This is a genomic window from Wansuia hejianensis, assembly GCF_014337215.1.
GTDB classification, from domain to species: Bacteria; Bacillota; Clostridia; order Lachnospirales; family Lachnospiraceae; genus Scatomonas; species Scatomonas hejianensis.
This window is the reverse complement of sequence record NZ_CP060635.1, coordinates 1,907,412-1,925,320: the sequence shown is the minus strand read 5'-3', so window position 1 is coordinate 1,925,320 and position 17,909 is coordinate 1,907,412. Positions and strand designations below refer to the sequence as shown.

The window sequence follows — 17,909 nt, the reverse complement described above, 5'->3', positions numbered from 1 at the left end:
GGGAAGATAAAGAAATATTTAAACTATATGAAAAAATTTTCCTGGGGCGGGTTGGGGATGACACTATGGAGAATGAGAAGGAGGACTAATGGAAGAAGAGCGAATGAAAACTGGACGATTGCCGGCAGAACAGGTGGCTGATTGGGATGCCGGGGAATTTTATCATCAGTTAGGAATCAGGTACCGGACTCATGACGGGAATCAAGTCGAGAAGTTTCTGACAGATTGTGCCCGGCAGTTAGAAGGTGATGGGGCAGACAGGACAATGCGCTGCATGGTTTATAATGAGTTGGGCTCCTTTTACCGGGGGACCAGCCGGTACCAGGAGTCGATGGAGGCTTTCCGAAAGTCTCAGGAGATTATTCTGGAATTAAAAGACAGGGATACGGTGGAATACGCTACTTCTATTAATAATATGGCCGGGACCTGCCGTTTGGCCGGGGCGCACGAACAGGCCGTCGCCCTTTTTCAGGAAGCTTTGGAGATCCATGAAAAGCTGGGAGACCGGCAGTCCTATGCTTACGCAAGCGCCCATAATAATCTTTCACTCGCGTATCAGGAGCTGGGACAGCTGTCCCTGGCTGCCGCCCATCTGGAGAGGGCGCTGCCTCTGATCGGGAATATGCCTGGACGCGGCCATGAGGTTGCGGTGACATATACAAATCTGAGCACCTTGTATCACCGGATGAAAGAGAAGGATAAAGCATATCAGTGCATCCAAAAGGCACTGGGAATCTTTGAGGGATTGGATGATGCGAAAAATGTACACTATGCCGCCGCAGTGAATATGCTGGGCGAGCTGGAATATGAATCTGGCCAGTATGAAAAAGCAGCCGTTTCCTTTAAAAAAGCAGCGGAATACACGGAAAGGTTTTTTGGAAGGAATGCCGAATATGAGACCGCCTGCCAGAATCTTTCACGGGTCTGCGGGAAGCTGGGAAAGGAGCCGGCCATATGAAGGGTTTGGAATTGTCCCGGTCCTACTATGAGGCGTGCGGCAGAGAAATGCTGGAGCGAAGGTTTCCTGAACTGTTTGACCGGATGGCAATCGGGCTGGCGGGTGAAGGGTCTGAGTGCTTTGGGTTTGATGACAAATATTCAGCTGACCATGATTTTGGCCCTTCTTTTTGTATCTGGCTGGATGGGGCGGATTACCTGAAATATGGCAGGGAAGTGCAGCAGGCCTACGACAGCCTGCCGGGAATATTCGCGGGATATCCGGCCAGAGAGGTGACGAGCCGCGGCAAGGGAAGGGTGGGTGTTTTGTGCACACAGACCTGGTACAGTAAATACACCGGGTATTCCAGAGGGCCAGTCAGACTGGAAGAGTGGCTGCGGGTACCGGAATCCAGTCTGGCGACTGCAGTGAACGGCATGGTATACTGGGATCCGCTGGGAAGCTTTACGGAGGTCCGAAAGCATCTGCTCTATGAGTGCCCGGAAGATATACGCATCAGACGGATTGCGGTAAGAGCCGCTGCCATGGGGCAGGCGGGACAGTACAATTACATGCGCTGCTGGAAACGGAAGGACAAAATCGCGGCGGGCCTGGCTCTGGCTGAATTCGTCAAAGCGGGACTGTCCATGGTCTATCTTCTGAACCGGACCTATGCTCCCTATTATAAATGGATGTACCGGGGAATCAGGGAACTGCCGGTTCTTCCCAGAGCATACGGACTATTCGGACAGCTGGCGGAGGCGCAGGCCGGAGAAGAGACGGAAGGGATCATTGAGAGAATCTGTATCATTGTGGCCGCGGAGCTTCAGAGGCAAGGTCTGTCAGATGAGACAGACCCATTTCTGGAAGCCCATTGCGAACAGATCCTGGATAGAATCCAGGAACAGAGAATCAGAAATATGCCACAAATCTAAGACTAAGACAGGAGATTAAGAAGATGGCGGAAAAGAGAAGCAGTCTGACAGAAGGGCCGATCGCAAAAGGTTTATTCAGATTCGCCCTGCCTTTGCTGGGGAGCAGCCTGATCCAACAGTTATACAATACGGTGGATCTTATCTTTGTGGGTAATTTTCTGGGGAAGTCTGCGTCGGCGGCCATTGGATCTACCAGTCTGGTCGTCAGCTGCATCATCGGATTTTTTAATGGATTGGGTATGGGCGTAGGCGTCTTGACGGCTCAGTTCTATGGTGCGAAGAAGAATAAGAAAATTAAAGGGACGGTTCACACGGCCGCTGGGCTGACCCTGCTGCTGTCCCTGATCATTACTGTGGCAGGCTGGGTGCTCTGCCCCTATATCCTGAAGCTGCTGAAGATTCCGGCGGATATCCAGGTGCCTGCGTCTACATATCTTAGGATTTACATGCTGAGCCTTCTGTCCATCGTCAGCTATAATATGAGCGCCGGTGTGTTAAGGGCTTTGGGAAATTCACGGACTCCCATGCTCTGCCAGCTGCTGGGAGGAATTGTGAATGTGGCGGCAGACGCCCTCTTTATCTGTGTCTTTCAACTGGGCGTTGCGGGAGCGGGTCTGGCAACAGTATTTTCCCAAAGCCTGGCGGCGGTGCTGACCATAAGGTGCATCTGCAGACTGCCGCAGGACTACAGGCTGGAGCTGAGGAGGATGACCATCGAGCCGGGGATGGCAAAAGCGATTTTCCGGATTGGCATACCGGAGGCGGTCCGTTCCATGATGATTACGTTTGCAAACCTGATGGTGCAGACACAGATCAATATACTGGGAGTGAATTCCATGGCAGCTTATGCTTCCTATGTAAAGGCGGAAGGTTTCTTGTACCTGCCCCAGTGGGCCATGGGACAGGCCAACACGACCTTTGTTGGACAGAACCTGGGAGCGGGAAATGTGGAGCGGGCGGAAAAGGGAGCACGGACGGCGATCTTCATGGTCATCGGAATCACAGTCACGATCAGTGCGTTTATCCTGATTTTCCCGGAGCAGGTGTTCCGTCTGTTCTCAAGTGATCCGGAGATTATAACACTGAGTGCGAAACTCGGCTGCGCAGCCTATGGGCTCTACTTCCTCTACGGAATCGTAGAAGTGATCGCGGGCGCAATCCGGGGAGCCGGCCACAGCACACCGCCCATGGTCATACTTCTGATCAACATGTGCGGCGTGCGGCTGATCGTCCTCCGCATTTTACTCTGTTATTTTGACAGCATAGAAAAGATAATACTGGTGTTCCCCATCACCTGGATCTGTTCCTGCTTGTCCATGGTTCTCTATTACCGCTTTGGGAAGTGGAAAACATCCGCCCTGCTGGACGGTAAAAACACATAAGATAAATAAGAAAATTTTGCTTGCATTCCAGGAGCCGTAGTGTTATACTATAAAACGAACTTTTGTGCGCGGGTTTTTGACTAACCCATCAGAAATCCCGTAAATACAAGCAGAATTAAGCCTTAGACTTAAGAAAGGAGGATTCACATGAAGGTAAGATCATCTGTTAAGCCGATGTGCGAAAAGTGCAAGGTTATTAAAAGAAAAGGAAGTATCCGTATCATTTGTGAGAATCCAAAGCATAAACAGCGTCAGGGTTGAGCCCTCATTATCCTGAATGTTTATGTACTGTTAATATTATAAAGTGAGACCTGACTGGCTGCGTCAGGATACCTCCGCGCATGTGTGCCAAGGCACCGCATGCCTTATAATATTGCTTAATACTCTTTCCAGTTCCTTCCATTGGAAAGGGAGAGAGAAAGGCCGTTTAGCATGCGGCTGGATGCGTCATACCGGCATCCCAATTAGGAAAATATTAATATCAGTAAATGGAGGAAACGTACATGGCTCGTATAGCTGGTGTAGATTTACCAAGAGACAAACGCGTAGAGATCGGTCTGACCTATATCTACGGAATTGGAAGAACTTCTTCCAATCGTATTCTTGCGCAGGCAGGTGTGAACCCGGATACCCGTGTGAGAGATCTGACAGACGATGAGGTTAAGAAAATCGCTGCCGTGATCGACGAGACACAGACTGTGGAAGGTGATCTGAGACGTGAGATCGCGATGAACATCAAGCGTCTGCAGGAGATCGGCTGTTACAGAGGAATCCGGCATAGAAAAGGACTTCCCGTTCGCGGACAGAAGACCAAGACCAATGCCAGAACCCGCAAAGGTCCGAAGAGAACCGTTGCTAATAAGAAGAAATAAGGTAAATGTCAATTAATTATCAGGAAAGTGTAGGTTAGTTTTTATTATGGCAAAAGTGACGAAGAAAACGACGAAACGTCGTGTCAAGAAAAACGTTGAACGTGGACAGGCACACATTCAGTCATCCTTTAACAACACGATTGTTACCCTGACTGATGCCGAAGGCAATGCTCTCTCATGGGCGAGCGCAGGCGGCCTGGGCTTTAGAGGTTCAAGGAAATCTACTCCTTATGCAGCGCAGATGGCTGCAGAGACTGCTACGAAAGCAGCACTGGTTCATGGTCTGAAGACCGTAGACGTATTTGTAAAAGGGCCTGGTTCAGGACGTGAGGCAGCAATCCGCGCTCTGTCCGCATGTGGACTTGAGGTTACCAGTATCTGTGATGTGACGCCGGTACCGCACAACGGTTGCCGCCCGCCCAAACGTAGAAGAGTCTAATCAAACAGGAGGTCATTGTAATGGCAGTAAATAGAGTACCGGTTCTGAAAAGATGCAGATCCCTTGGTCTGGATCCTGTATATCTGGGAATTGATAAGAAATCCACACGTCAGTTAAGACGTGCCAACAGAAAGGTGTCCGAATACGGACTTCAGTTAAGAGAAAAACAGAAAGCAAAATTCATCTACGGCGTTCTGGAGAAGCCTTTCCGCAATTACTACAAGAAAGCCGACCGGATGTCCGGACAGACAGGTGAGAACCTGATGGCTATGCTGGAGCAGCGTCTGGATAATGTTGTCTTCCGTATGGGCTTCGCAAGGACCAGAAGGGAAGCGAGACAGATCGTTGATCACAAGCATGTGACAGTGAACGGCAAGCAGGTGAACATCCCGTCCTACCTGACCCAGCCGGGTGATGTGATTGAAATCAAAGAAAGCAAGAAAGGCTCTCAGCGTTATAAAGACATTCTGGAAGTGACAGGCGGCCGCATGTCTCCGGAATGGCTGGATGTGAATCAGGAAGCACTGCAGGGTACCGTAAAAGAGGTTCCGGCACGTGATGCGATCGATGTTCCTGTAAATGAGATGCTTATCGTCGAGCTGTATTCCAAGTAATCAGCAGTGACGTAACCCTCGATAGTACAATTTCCCAAAAGGAGGGGCTTGTAGGTGTTTGATTTTAACAAACCGAAAATTGAGATTACGGAGATTTCTGAAGATAAGAAGTTCGGCAGATTCGTGGTAGAACCGTTAGAGCGGGGATATGGAACGACCCTGGGTAATTCTCTTCGGAGGATCATGCTCTCTTCTCTTCCCGGCGCGGCAGTGAGCCAGGTGAAGATCGAAGGGGTCCTGCATGAGTTCAGCTCTATCCCGGGAGTAAAGGAAGATGTCACAGAAATCATCATGAATCTGAAAAGCCTTGCCATCAAGAACAACAGCGAGACGAATGAAGCCAAGATCGCATATGTGGAATTTGAAGGCGAAGGTGTGGTAAAAGCATCCGATATCCAGGTGGATCAGGACATTGAAATCATGAACCCCGATCAGGTGATCGCCACATTGAACGGCGGTCCGGACAGCAAGTTATATATGGAGCTGACCATTACCAAGGGACGCGGCTATGTGAGCGCTGATAAGGGAAAGACGGAAGATATGCCGATTGGCGTGATCGCGGTAGATGCTATCTATACGCCGGTTGAGCGTGTGAATCTGACGGTGGAGAACACCCGTGTCGGTCAGATCACTGATTTTGACAAACTGACACTGGATGTTTATACAAAAGGTACATTGGATCCGGACGAGGCAGTGAGTCTGGCTGCCAAGGTTTTAAGCGAGCATCTGAAGCTGTTTATTGACCTTTCAGAGAACGCTAAAACGGCAGAGGTTATGATAGAGAAGGAAGACAATGAGAAAGAAAAGGTTCTTGAGATGAACATCGATGAGCTGGAGCTTTCCGTGCGTTCCTATAACTGCCTGAAGCGCGCCGGCATTAATACAGTAGAAGAGCTGTGCAACAAGACTTCTGAGGATATGATGAAGGTCCGTAACCTGGGCCGCAAGTCTCTGGAAGAAGTTCTTGCAAAGCTGAAAGAGCTGGGGCTGCAGCTGAGTCCCGGAGACGAGCAGTAAAGGATAGATTTGTAGAATAAAGCGGGAGATCAGTAAGACCGAAGAAGCGTGGTTTTCCGTTCCACAAATGGAGGAAAATAAAATGGCAGGATATAAAAAGCTGGGAAGAACTTCTGACCAGAGAAAAGCAGTATTAAGAAACCAGGTAACCAATCTGTTATATCATGGTAAAATCCGCACCACAGAGACTAAGGCAAAAGAGATCCGCAAGATCGCTGAAGGCATCATCGCCATGGCTGTCCGTGAGAAAGATAATTACGAGACCGTGACCGTAACTGCGAAGGTTGCGAGAAAAGATGCAGACGGCAAACGCGTCAAAGAAGTGAAAGACGGAAAAAAAGTTACCGTATATGACGAAGTGCAGAAAGAGATCAAGAAGGATAACGCTTCCAGACTCCATGCCAGACGTCAGATGATGAAGGTTTTCTATCCGGTTACAGAAGTTCCGGCCTCCAATAAAGGCAAGAAAAAAAATACCAAACAGATCGATATGGTGACTAAGATGTTCGATGAAGTTGCGCCGAAATACGAAGGCCGCAACGGCGGATATACCCGTATCGTGAAGATCGGACCCCGTAAAGGTGATGCCGCTATGGAGGTTCTGATCGAGCTGGTATAAGCCTGAGCAGATAATTCATTGAAGGGCCGCCGCAAAATAATTTGCGGCGGCCCTTTTAGCGTTAATGGCTCTACAGCCATCCTCCGTCCATGGTGATTACCTGTCCGGTCAGATAGGGATGGTTCAGCGCCAAATCTAACAGCAGGCCGGCAGCTTCTTCCGGAGTGCCGAACCGGCCCATGGGGATCTCGTCCGTGAGAGCCGCCCGTTCGGAAGGAGAGAGAAACTGGTTCATAGAAGTATCAACCGCTCCGAAAGCCGCTGCATTCACACGGATTCTGCTTGGCGCCAGTTCCTTGGCCAGCGCGCGTGTAAGAGAATTCACCGCACCTTTGGTGGCCGAGTAAGCTGTTTCGCAGGAGGCCCCTGCATTTCCCCACACAGAAGAGACATTCACGATACTTCCTGCCCCCTGTGCAAGAAATACCGGGACAGCCGCCCGGCAGGTCAGGAACATAGACGTGACGTTTGTCTGAAACAGCCGGTTCCATTGTTCCAGACTCATATCCTGGAGCAGTCCCACATGTGAAATCCCCGCGTTATTGATGAGGGCTTTCAGCCGTCCATGAGCCAAAAGAACTTCAAAAAGCTCCTGCACAAAAGTCTCTTCCCCTATATCCCCGGCCAGAATCAGGCATTCCGTTCCCCATTTTTCCTGAATATCCTGTTGCAGCTTATCCAGCCCGCCGTCCAGATTACGCGATACGGCCAGCACCCGGTGCCCGTGCTGGGCAAAGGCAAAAGCTGCAGCCTTGCCAATACCATGGGAAGCTCCGGTAATCATGATGTATTCTCTGTTATCCATAGATCTACCTCTGTTCGTGCCGGCAATAGAAAACACCGGTCTGATACCAGTATAATAGGGAAAGACAGAAAAATCCAGACCCCAAAATGAAAAGGCAGCCCCGGACATATAGCATTCGGGAGAAAAATATTGTATGTTTTGCCGCTCTGTTGTAAAATGAACACATGATCAGATATGAGGAGAAATAATATGGAAAAGCGGCTCTTATTTATCTTTAATCCCAGGTCGGGTAAAGGACAGATCCGTATGAAGCTTCTGGACATCATAGACGTTTTTGTGAAAGGCGGATATGAAGTTATCGCGCGGCCGACTCAGGGGCCGGGAGATGCCACTGAGATAGTAACGGAATACGCGGATAGCGTGGAGCTGATCGTTTGCAGCGGAGGGGACGGGACTCTTGACGAGGTAGTTTCCGGGCTGATGAAGGCAGAGGCGGCTGTCCCGCTGGGATATATCCCGGCCGGAAGCACCAATGATTTTGCCAACAGCCTGCAGATCTCCAAAAATATGGTACAGGCAGCCAGGGATATCATGGAGGGCAGCCAGTTTTCTTATGACGTAGGTGCTTTTAATAATAAGAACTTTATATATATTGCGGCGTTTGGGCTGTTTACGGATGTTTCCTATGAGACAGACCAGCATTTGAAGAATGTCCTGGGGCATCTGGCTTACGTTTTAGAGGCGACGAAGAGGATTTTTAATGTGCCGACCTACTGGCTGAAGGTGGACGGAGGGGACGGCAGGAAGTTTGAAGGAGAATTCATATACGGGATGGTGACCAATGCCCGGTCGGTGGGAGGATTTAAAAATATCACGGGAAGGGATGTGGAGATGGATGACGGGCTGTTTGAGGTCACGCTGATCCATCCTCCGAAGAACCCACTGGAATTGAATGAAATCATTTCTTCCCTGCTGTCGGGAGAAGACCGCACGGATCTGATTGAGAACTTTAAGACAGACCGGATCAGTATTGAAGCTATGGAGGTGATCGCGTGGACGCTGGACGGGGAGTGCGGAGGAGCCTATTCCTTCGTGCGGATAGAGAACTGCAGACGGGCGCTGACAATGCTGCTGAATCCTGATAAGAAATAACGCCGTGCCCTTGCCAACCCGGGGTAAGATAGAGTATAATAAAGTGATAAAATTAATTCAGGAGGAAGATCTATGTTAGTATCAGCGAAGGAAATGCTTCAGAAGGCAAAAGCCGGCCATTATGCAGTAGGCCAGTTCAACATTAACAATCTGGAATGGACGAAAGCGATTCTGACGACTGCTCAGGAGCTGAATTCACCGGTTATTCTGGGTGTATCTGAGGGCGCGGGGAAATATATGACAGGCTACAAGACCGTAGTGGCCATGGTAAAAGGAATGCTGGAAGAACTGAAGATCACGGTTCCGGTCGCGATCCATCTGGATCACGGCAGCTACGAAGCATGCCATAAGTGCATTGAAGCCGGATTTTCATCGATTATGTTCGACGGATCTCATCTCCCCATCGAGGAGAATGTGGAGAAGACGAAAGAGCTGGTAAAAATCTGCGCGGAGAAAGGCATGTCGCTGGAAGCAGAGGTAGGCTCCATCGGAGGTGAAGAGGACGGAGTCGTAGGTATGGGCGAGTGCGCTGACCCGCAGGAATGCAAAAGAATCGCTGATCTGGGTGTGGACATGCTGGCTGCAGGCATCGGCAATATCCACGGCGTATATCCTCCGAACTGGAAAGGGCTGAGCTTCGAGACACTGGCGGCCGTACAGGAGCTGACAGGCGCCATGCCGCTGGTACTCCACGGAGGCACAGGTATTCCCAGCGACCAGATTAAGAAGGCGATTGATCTGGGCGTTTCCAAAATCAATGTGAATACAGAGTGCCAGCTGGCATTTGCGGCTGCCACCCGTGAGTATATTGAGGCGGGCAAGGACAAGCAGGGCAAGGGATTTGATCCGCGGAAGCTGCTGCTCCCGGGCACTGAGGCTATCAAGGCGACTGTGAAGGAGAAGATGGAGCTGTTTGGTTCCGTCGGAAAAGCCTGACCGCTTTTGCTGCCCTGGCATGTTCTGTAACACATTTTGTGCGCTTTGTTTAAATCTTTTGGAATATAAAGGGGCTTTTATTAAAAAACACGAAATGTGATTTGTTTAAAAAAATTTACTTGCATTTTTTTCTGTTTTGCGGTATGTTAATAGCGGTTAAAGTAATTAACAATAATTCCATATGATATACGTATGTTAGACAAGGGCGTTCTACAGTGTGGTGTGGAATGCCCTTTTCTCTTTCAGAGACGGGGTGCATGCGTAAATAAGGCAGAGAAAGGAAGAAGAAAATGGGAGAATATGTGAATGTGGCGGAAATCTTCGGAGAGAATGTATTCAATGACACAGTCATGCAGGAACGCCTTCCGAAAAAGGTTTATCAGAAGCTGAAGGATATCATCGAAGAAGGAGGCGATCTGGATCTGGCAACAGCAGATGTGATCGCTCATGAGATGAAGGAATGGGCGATTGAAAAAGGCGCGACTCACTATACCCACTGGTTCCAGCCGCTGACAGGCGTTACCGCTGAAAAGCATGATGCATTTATCACTGCTCCGCTGCCCAGCGGAAAAGTCCTGATGAGTTTTTCGGGAAAAGAGCTGATCAAGGGTGAGCCAGATGCCTCTTCTTTCCCCTCAGGCGGGCTGCGGGCTACTTTTGAGGCGAGAGGTTATACCGCATGGGACTGCACTTCCCCTGCGTTTGTCAGACAGGATGCGGCAGGCGCGACTCTCTGTATTCCGACGGCCTTCTGTTCCTATACGGGCGAAGCGCTGGATCAGAAGACGCCGCTGCTCCGTTCCATGGAAGCCATCGATAAGCAGTCCATGCGTCTGCTGAGATTGTTCGGCAACACCTCTTCAAAGAAGGTGACACCGTCCGTAGGACCTGAACAGGAATATTTCCTGGTGGACGCTGAGAAATTTCTGCAGAGAAAGGATCTGATCTACAGCGGCCGCACGCTGTTTGGCGCGATGCCGCCCAAGGGCCAGGAGATGGATGACCATTATTTTGGGACGATCCGCCAGAGAATCGCTTCCTTTATGAAGGACGTCAATATAGAGCTCTGGAAACTGGGCGTAAGCGCCAAGACTCAGCACAATGAGGTGGCTCCGGCCCAGCATGAGCTGGCTCCGATCTATGCAGAAGCCAATGTGGCCGTGGATCATAACCACATCGTGATGCAGACGCTGAAACGGGTTGCCTGCCAGCACGGTATGAAATGCCTGCTCCATGAGAAGCCCTTTGCGGGCGTGAATGGTTCCGGCAAGCATAATAACTGGTCCATCACAACGGATGACGGCATCAACCTGCTGGACCCAGGCAAGACGCCTCATGAAAACATCCAGTTTCTGTTGGTGCTTTCCTGCATCATTCAGGCAGTTGACAGGCATGCGGGGCTATTGAGAGAGTCAGCGGCAGATCCGGGCAATGACCACAGGCTGGGAGCCAATGAGGCGCCGCCTGCTATTATCTCTATTTTCCTGGGCGAACAGCTGGAGGATGTGGTAGAGCAGCTGGTGAGCACCGGGGTGGCGACCAGCAGTATAAGAGGCGGCAAGCTGACCACAGGAGTTAAAAGCCTGCCGGATCTGAATAAAGACGCCACTGACCGTAACAGAACTTCGCCCTTTGCCTTTACAGGCAATAAATTTGAGTTCCGCATGGTCGGTTCCCGGGATTCTATCGCCGGACCCAACATCGTCCTGAATACCATCGTGGCGGAAGCCTTCAGCGATGCCTGTGATATTCTGGAAAAGGCTGAAGATTTTGATGAGGCGGTACACGACCTGATTAAGAAAAACTTCAGTGAGCACCAGAGGATCATCTTCAATGGCAACGGTTATTCAGACGAGTGGGTAGCGGAAGCGGAGAGAAGAGGACTGCCGAATATCCGCTCCATGGTTGAGGCGATACCGGAACTGACAAAGAAGGAAAGCGTCAAGATGTTTGAAAAATTCGGCGTGTTCACCAAAGCGGAGCTGGAGTCCCGGGAGGAAGTGAAATACGAGAATTACACTAAGACGATCAATATTGAAGCAAAGACCATGATCGATATGGCCAGTAAGCAGATCATTCCGGCCGTGGTGAAATATACAAAGGTTCTGGCGGATTCCATCAATGCAGTAAAAGCGGCGGGTGTCAATGAGGTGACTGTCCAGAAGAAACTGTTAGAAGAAACCAGCGCTCTTCTGAAACAGACACAGAAATCGCTGAATGCGCTGATTGAGGCCGAAGCCAAGGCAAATGCCATGGAAGAGGGTAAAAGGCAGGCGAAATTTTATCATGAGAAGGTTGTCATGGCCATGGAGGAACTGAGGGTCCCGGTGGATGAACTAGAAATGATAGTGGATAAGGAAATGTGGCCGATGCCGTCCTACGGTGATCTGATTTTTGAAGTATAATAGAATAGTCTGAGGAAAATGCAGCTGCCTTTGTGCAGTTGCATTTTTTTGCAGAGTCTGATATACTTAATCCATTCATACCTTCAGCCGGCAGAGATAGTTTTAATGATATGTCAGCTGAAGGTATTGTGATTGAGATGGAGATGAGCTTATGCGTGATAAAATCAGTGTTATGGGGGTCCGGCTGGATTATCTGAATGTGGAATCGGCAATGGAACGGATTATTGAATTTATTCAGAACGATCGCCTGGATACAGTCGGCATTATAACCATGAATATGCTGCTGCTCACAGAAGAGAATACCAGGTGGAAGGAATATCTGGAAGAACTGGACATGAGCGTTCCGGGGGAAAAAGAGGTACTGGAGGCCGCGGGTATTAACAGCGGGCAGATCTATGAGGAAGTGGAGGAGAATGAATTCTTTGCAAGGCTGTTCTGGTATCTGATCAGCCAGGATCTGAAGATATTCCTTCTGGGAGAGAGCAGAGAGGAAGTGGAAGGGCTCAGGAGATATCTTCTGGATACATATCCAGGAATTTCCATTGCCGGAGAGACGGCGGACGTAGCCGATGAGAACACGTCCATAGACCATCTGGTGAACGAGATCAACAGCGTTTCTCCGGATGTCATTATCAGCGGCCTGCAGGGATGCAGGCAGGATCAGTTCCTGTTGGAGAACCGTCAGAAGATTAATGGAAAAATATGGTTGAGCCTGGGCGAACATCCGAATATACAGAATGAAGCAGGACTAAAAGTCAGCTGGTGGAGCACACTATTAAAGAAAACTACCTTTCGGCGCCTGGCCGCGAGGTTTAAGGAAGGGAAGAACGAATAGTGTTGCACAGCAGACAGGGAAAAGTAGTTATGGAGTATATTCGGATTGCCGCGGGAACATTGCTGATGGCCTTTGCCATTAATTGTGCCTTTGTTCCTGCTGATCTTGTGACAGGAGGTTTTTCGGGCCTGGCGATCGTGATCAGGGACCTGGCTGGCTTGCCCATATGGCTGATGTCTGCGCTGCTGAACGTGCCGCTGTTCTTCGCGGCGATCCGGAAAAAAGGTTTCCGCTTTGTGAGCAAGGCTTTGTTTGGGGCGGCTGCCCTTTCTGTATTCTTGGCGGCGGTACCTGAACTATCAGTGACGGGCGGTGATGTGTTTTTGTCCGCGCTGTTCGGCGGAGTATTCCAGGGAGCCGGCCTGGGCCTTGTCTTTTCTGCGGGAGGGACCACAGGAGGAACAGATATGATGGCGGTGCTGCTGAAAGGCGCGTTGCCGGCATTTTCGGCGGCTCAGATCCTGCAGGTCTTAGACGGCCTGGTGGTTCTGACGGGAGCTGGCGTGTTCGGCCTTCAAAAAGCGCTTTACGCGGTTGTGGCCATCGTAATCACAGCCCGCGTTACGGATATGCTGCTGGAAGGGCTGAATTTTGCCAAAGCTGCATATATTATCAGTGACCATGCGGAGGAGATCGCAGAGATCCTTTTGCATAAGCTGGCAAGGGGAGTGACGGGAATCCCGGCCCGGGGCATGTATTCCGGTGTCCGGAGGGATATGCTGTTCTGCACAGTGGGGAAAAAACAGATCCATGCTCTGAAGGAATTCGTTTCGGAAATCGATCCGGAAGCTTTTATGATCATTTTGGATGCGAGAGAAGTGCTGGGGGAAGGATTTTCTGGTAATCAGCAGGTGTGAAAGGGAAAAAAGCAGAAAATTCACAGAATTTCCCCTTTTCTTTTTGTGCATTTTGTATTAAAATGAGAATGGACTTTATTCAGCCTGGTTCTAATATACGAAAGAGGTCAGGTAGTTCGGAGTGTTAATTCAAACTATATACTGAGGAAGGGATGTTAATATGATATCAAACCAAATTCTGCAGAACACGATTGAAGGGTTAAAGAACATTTCCAAGATGGATATGGGAGTTTTGGACGTGGAAGGTAAAGTACTGGTATCCACCTTCCCGGAAATAGAGATCAACAAATCCGAAATACTGAATTTTGCCCAGTCTCAGGCAGAATCCCAGACCATGAAGAATTATCAGTTTTTCAAGGTTTACGATGAGCATCAGCTGGAATACATATTAATTACAAAGGGTGACAGCGACGAAACCTTTCTGGTGGGGAAAATGGCAACCTTCCAGCTTCAGAGCCTGCTGACAGCGTATAAAGAGCGTTTTGACAAGGACAATTTTATTAAGAACCTGCTGCTGGACAATCTGCTGCTGGTTGATATCTATAACCGGGCCAAGAAGCTGCACATCGAAGTGGACGTGCGGAGGGTGGTATTCATACTGGAAGCCAGCCCGGACAGAGACCAGGGTACGCTGGAGAACATCAAGAACCTGTTTGGCAGCAAATCCGGCGACTTCATCACTGCTGTGGATGAGAAGAGCATCATCATCGTGAAAGAACTGGCTCCGGGGGAGGATTACGCCCAGGCCAATAAGATCGCCGCCTCAATTTTAGATGTGGTGGGCAGAGACGGAGAAGAGAGAACACACATCGCCTACGGAACGATTGTCAAGGAACTGAAGGAGGTGTCCCGTTCCTATAAGGAAGCCAGGATGGCCCTGGATGTGGGCAAGATTTTCTTTGATGACAGAGATATCATCGCCTATAGTTCTCTGGGTATCGGGCGGCTGATCTACCAGCTGCCGATTCCGCTGTGCAAGATGTTTATTAAAGAAATATTTGCGAATAAGTCTCCCGATGACTTTGATGAAGAGACTTTATCTACTATCAACAAGTTTTTTGAGAACAACCTGAATGTATCTGAGACGTCAAGACAGCTCTACATTCACCGAAATACGCTCGTATATCGGCTGGATAAGCTTCAGAAAAGCACCGGCCTTGACCTCCGGGTATTTGAGGATGCGATTACCTTCAAGATTGCCCTGATGGTTGTAAGATATATGAAATATATGGAGACCCTGGATTACTAAAGGGTTTCTGAAAATGCTACAGGAGGAAAATAATGATAACTTTAGACAGTGTTAGTAAGAGTTATGATAAGGGCCAGCCGGCCATTAATAACATATCCTTACACATTGACAAAGGGGAATTCGTTTTTGTGGTTGGCAACAGCGGTTCCGGGAAGTCAACGCTGATTAAGCTGCTTCTGAAGGAGCTTGATCCGACGTCCGGCACCATATCTGTTAATGGAAAGGTCTTGAACAGGCTTCCGCGGAGGAAGATCTCCAAGTACCGCAGGGGCGTCGGCGTGGTTTTCCAGGATTTCCGTCTGCTGAAGGACAGGAATGTCTATGAAAACGTGGCGTTTGCCCAGAGGGTGATTGAGAAGCCGAACCGGGTGATCAAGAAAAGAGTGCCCGAGGTACTGACTCTGGTGGGTTTGGCGGACAAATACCGTTCAAGGCCCAAGGAGCTGTCCGGCGGCGAGCAGCAGAGGGTGGCCCTGGCCAGAGCTCTGGTGAACCGTCCTGACATTCTGCTGGCCGACGAGCCGACCGGTAACCTGGACCCGAAGAACTCCAATGAGATCATGAAACTGTTGGAAGAAATCAACGCACGTGGAACCACTGTGCTGGTGGTGACTCACAACAAGGAAATCGTGAATGCGATGAAAAAACGAGTGATCCGCCTGCGGAAAGGCGTCATTATAAGCGACGAAAAAGAAGGTGTCTACGTTGAGGATTAGTACAATAGGCTACAGCGCAAAGCAGGGCGTTAAGAATATCTGGAGAAACAAGATGTTCTCACTGGCCTCCATTGCGACCATGGGCGCGTGTATTTTTCTGTTTGGTTTGTTCTTTGCGCTGATCATTAACTTTACCTACATTCTGAAGAATGTGGAAACCAACGTGGGCATTACAGTATTTTTTAATGAAGGGCTGGATCAGGCATCAATTGATACCATTGGCCAGGAGATCCGGAACCGGACGGATATTGTGACAGAATGCAATTACGTTTCTGCGGACGAAGCATGGGAAACCTATGCAGAGCAGTATTTTGAAGGCAATACAGAGGCGGCGGAGGGCTTCAAGGCGAACAAGGATAATCCGCTGGCGAATTCGGCTCATTATGAGGTTTATGTCAATGAGATCGAGAAACAGAACGAGCTGGTGGATTACATCAAAGGGTTGGAAGGCGTGAGAGATGTCAACCAGTCGCAGCAGGCTTCAGCCACCCTGTCCACGGTCAACAAGCTGATTGCAACTGTTTCGGTGATTATCATCGTGATCCTGCTGGCGGTGTCCATCTTCCTGATCAGCAATACAGTCGCGGTGGGCATTTCAGTACGAAAGGAAGAAATAGGAATTATGAAGCTGATCGGAGCTACGAATACGTTCGTAAGGCTTCCATTTATCCTGGAAGGTATCCTGATCGGCCTGGTCGGCGCGGCTATCCCGCTGACGGTCCTGTATTTCCTGTATAATCAGGCGGTACAGTATATACTTACAAAATTCAGCGTGCTGCAGGATTTCATGAACGGCCTGCTGCCTGTCAATCAGGTGTTTCAGATTCTGCTTCCGGTGGGATTGATACTCGGTATGGGCATCGGTTTTGTAGGGAGTCTGTTCACAATCAGAAAGCATCTGAAGGTCTGAAGAGAAATTTTTTGGGACGGAGGGATATCCCTCCGTCCTTTGTCCTTTATAATGACTGAAATCGTGAAGGAGTGTGGATATGGAGGAAAGGAAGAACAAGAGCTTCGGCATTAAATATTTTTTGGAAGGTGTTCTTGTTACCTGCCTGGTGGTTGCGGTTCTGTATTTCGTGGCCATGTGGCTGCCGCTGGGCGGCGCGCCGGGCAAGCCGGACAGTTTCCAGGCTCAGAGAAAGATCAAGGAGATTGAACGCCTGATTGAAAAGCACTATCTGGGAGAGGTGGACGAACAGCAGCAGACAGATTACATGTTCCTGGGGCTGGTTGCAGGTCTCGGGGATCGGTATTCAACGTATTATACCCAGGAAGAATATGAGAAAATCAAGAGGGCACAGGATGGCGCTTTTATCGGTATTGGGATAACAATTGTGCAGAGAAGTGAGGATCAAAAGCTTCAGGTGATCGACTGCATGGAGGATTCCCCCGCCGCGAAAGCCGGGGTAAAGGCCGGTGATGTGATTGAAAGCATCAACGGCACAAATGCAGAAGGGATGACCAGCAGCCAGGCAGTGGAGCTGATCCAGAAGTCAGAAGATACCGCAATCACCATGGTATTGACCAGGGAAGGGAGTGATGCGCCGGTAACGGTAGAGATTGCAAAAGAAACGGTGGAAATGAAATCTGTAGAGGGGGAGATGCTGGAAAACCAGATCGGTTATATTCAGATCACAGAATTTACAGGCGTGACTTCTTCACAGTTCGAGAAAATATATGGGGAGCTAAAGGATAAGGGAATGCAAAAGCTCGTCATCGATCTAAGGGATAATCCGGGAGGGCTGGTGGACGGAGTCTGCGACACCCTGAGTCAGATCCTTCCTGAAGGCGTAATCGTGTATACAGAGGATAAGGATGGCAACCGGAATGAACGGGACTGTGAGGGTAAGACGCCGATTGATATTCCGTTGGCGGTACTTGTAAATGAAGGGAGTGCCAGCGCATCGGAGATATTTGCCGGGGCGGTCAAAGACTATGGAATCGGAACCCTGGTGGGGACGACGACTTTTGGAAAAGGAATCGTACAGAATACTTATCAGCTGTCGGACGGAAGCGTGGTGAAGCTGACGGTGTCCCATTATTATACGCCGAAGGGAAATGATATCAACGGAACGGGAATCACACCGGATGTGGAGGTGGAACAGCCGGAGGACAGCGAAACGGATGTACAGCTTGCCAAGGCGCTGGAAGTTTTGGCTTCCTGATCTGGTTCTCGGGAAAAGATATAGGAGGGCA

General features: G+C 49.6%; 19 protein-coding genes. 18 read left to right on the top strand and 1 reads right to left on the bottom strand.

Annotated features, from left to right (window positions below):
- Positions 1 to 88 precede the first annotated feature (88 nt).
- From H9Q79_RS08750 to rplQ, 9 genes are all read left to right on the top strand, one after another.
- Positions 89 to 958: a tetratricopeptide repeat protein gene (locus H9Q79_RS08750; protein ID WP_118643111.1), complete on the top strand. Its 870-nt coding sequence runs from the start codon at positions 89 to 91 to the stop codon at positions 956 to 958.
- Positions 955 to 1,872 (top strand): DUF4037 domain-containing protein, encoded by a 918-nt coding sequence (locus H9Q79_RS08745; RefSeq protein ID WP_118643113.1) that lies wholly within the window; start codon positions 955 to 957, stop codon positions 1,870 to 1,872. The genes H9Q79_RS08750 and H9Q79_RS08745 overlap by 4 nt, the downstream gene beginning before the upstream one ends.
- Positions 1,873 to 1,895: 23 nt before the next feature.
- A complete protein-coding gene (locus tag H9Q79_RS08740; protein ID WP_118643115.1) occupies positions 1,896 to 3,254 on the top strand; it encodes an MATE family efflux transporter in 1,359 nt (452 codons plus the stop codon).
- A 147-nt stretch (positions 3,255 to 3,401) separates the two neighbouring features.
- Entirely contained in the window at positions 3,402 to 3,515 is a 114-nt protein-coding gene (gene rpmJ, locus H9Q79_RS08735; protein WP_004604068.1) for a 50S ribosomal protein L36, read from the top strand.
- A gap of 242 nt (positions 3,516 to 3,757) precedes the next feature.
- Positions 3,758 to 4,126 carry a 30S ribosomal protein S13 gene (gene rpsM, locus H9Q79_RS08730; RefSeq protein ID WP_118643117.1) on the top strand — a complete coding sequence of 123 codons (369 nt, stop codon included), beginning with the start codon at positions 3,758 to 3,760 and terminating at the stop codon, positions 4,124 to 4,126.
- Positions 4,127 to 4,172: 46 nt separating this feature from the next.
- Positions 4,173 to 4,565 carry a 30S ribosomal protein S11 gene (gene rpsK, locus H9Q79_RS08725; protein WP_118643119.1) on the top strand — a complete coding sequence of 131 codons (393 nt, stop codon included), beginning with the start codon at positions 4,173 to 4,175 and terminating at the stop codon, positions 4,563 to 4,565.
- Positions 4,566 to 4,585: 20 nt separating this feature from the next.
- Positions 4,586 to 5,179: a 30S ribosomal protein S4 gene (gene rpsD / locus H9Q79_RS08720; protein WP_118643121.1), complete on the top strand. Its 594-nt coding sequence runs from the start codon at positions 4,586 to 4,588 to the stop codon at positions 5,177 to 5,179.
- Between the two features lie 54 nt (positions 5,180 to 5,233).
- Positions 5,234 to 6,196, top strand: coding sequence for a DNA-directed RNA polymerase subunit alpha (locus H9Q79_RS08715; protein ID WP_118643123.1), 963 nt, complete (start codon positions 5,234 to 5,236; stop codon positions 6,194 to 6,196).
- An 82-nt stretch (positions 6,197 to 6,278) separates the two neighbouring features.
- Entirely contained in the window at positions 6,279 to 6,815 is a 537-nt protein-coding gene (rplQ, locus tag H9Q79_RS08710) for a 50S ribosomal protein L17 (RefSeq protein WP_118643125.1), read from the top strand.
- A 70-nt stretch (positions 6,816 to 6,885) separates the two neighbouring features.
- On the opposite strand, the gene H9Q79_RS08705 is transcribed toward rplQ, so the two are convergent.
- Positions 6,886 to 7,620, bottom strand: coding sequence for an SDR family NAD(P)-dependent oxidoreductase (locus H9Q79_RS08705; protein WP_249329654.1), 735 nt, complete (start codon positions 7,618 to 7,620; stop codon positions 6,886 to 6,888).
- Positions 7,621 to 7,809: 189 nt separating this feature from the next.
- Between H9Q79_RS08705 and H9Q79_RS08700 the strand changes: the two genes are divergently transcribed.
- From H9Q79_RS08700 to H9Q79_RS08660, 9 genes are all read left to right on the top strand, one after another.
- Positions 7,810 to 8,712, top strand: coding sequence for a diacylglycerol/lipid kinase family protein (locus H9Q79_RS08700; protein WP_118643127.1), 903 nt, complete (start codon positions 7,810 to 7,812; stop codon positions 8,710 to 8,712).
- Positions 8,713 to 8,784: 72 nt separating this feature from the next.
- Positions 8,785 to 9,648 carry a class II fructose-1,6-bisphosphate aldolase gene (gene fba / locus H9Q79_RS08695; RefSeq protein ID WP_118643129.1) on the top strand — a complete coding sequence of 288 codons (864 nt, stop codon included), beginning with the start codon at positions 8,785 to 8,787 and terminating at the stop codon, positions 9,646 to 9,648.
- A gap of 290 nt (positions 9,649 to 9,938) precedes the next feature.
- On the top strand, positions 9,939 to 12,053 hold the full coding sequence (locus H9Q79_RS08690; RefSeq protein WP_118643131.1) for a glutamine synthetase III family protein: 2,115 nt from the start codon (positions 9,939 to 9,941) through the stop codon (positions 12,051 to 12,053).
- 151 nt (positions 12,054 to 12,204) lie between these two features.
- Positions 12,205 to 12,888 (top strand): WecB/TagA/CpsF family glycosyltransferase, encoded by a 684-nt coding sequence (locus H9Q79_RS08685; RefSeq protein ID WP_249329653.1) that lies wholly within the window; start codon positions 12,205 to 12,207, stop codon positions 12,886 to 12,888.
- A gap of 29 nt (positions 12,889 to 12,917) precedes the next feature.
- Positions 12,918 to 13,745, top strand: a complete 828-nt coding sequence (locus tag H9Q79_RS08680; protein WP_249329652.1) for a YitT family protein — start codon at positions 12,918 to 12,920, stop codon at positions 13,743 to 13,745.
- A gap of 160 nt (positions 13,746 to 13,905) precedes the next feature.
- Positions 13,906 to 14,994, top strand: coding sequence for a PucR family transcriptional regulator (locus H9Q79_RS08675; RefSeq protein ID WP_249329651.1), 1,089 nt, complete (start codon positions 13,906 to 13,908; stop codon positions 14,992 to 14,994).
- Between the two features lie 32 nt (positions 14,995 to 15,026).
- Positions 15,027 to 15,710, top strand: a complete 684-nt coding sequence (gene ftsE / locus H9Q79_RS08670; RefSeq protein ID WP_118643137.1) for a cell division ATP-binding protein FtsE — start codon at positions 15,027 to 15,029, stop codon at positions 15,708 to 15,710.
- The gene (gene ftsX / locus H9Q79_RS08665; protein WP_118643139.1) at positions 15,700 to 16,620 is read left to right on the top strand and encodes a permease-like cell division protein FtsX; all 921 of its coding nucleotides are present in this window, start codon (positions 15,700 to 15,702) and stop codon (positions 16,618 to 16,620) included. Before ftsE ends, ftsX begins: the two co-directional genes overlap by 11 nt.
- 79 nt (positions 16,621 to 16,699) lie before the next feature.
- Positions 16,700 to 17,878 carry a S41 family peptidase gene (locus H9Q79_RS08660; RefSeq protein ID WP_249329650.1) on the top strand — a complete coding sequence of 393 codons (1,179 nt, stop codon included), beginning with the start codon at positions 16,700 to 16,702 and terminating at the stop codon, positions 17,876 to 17,878.
- Positions 17,879 to 17,909 lie beyond the last annotated feature (31 nt).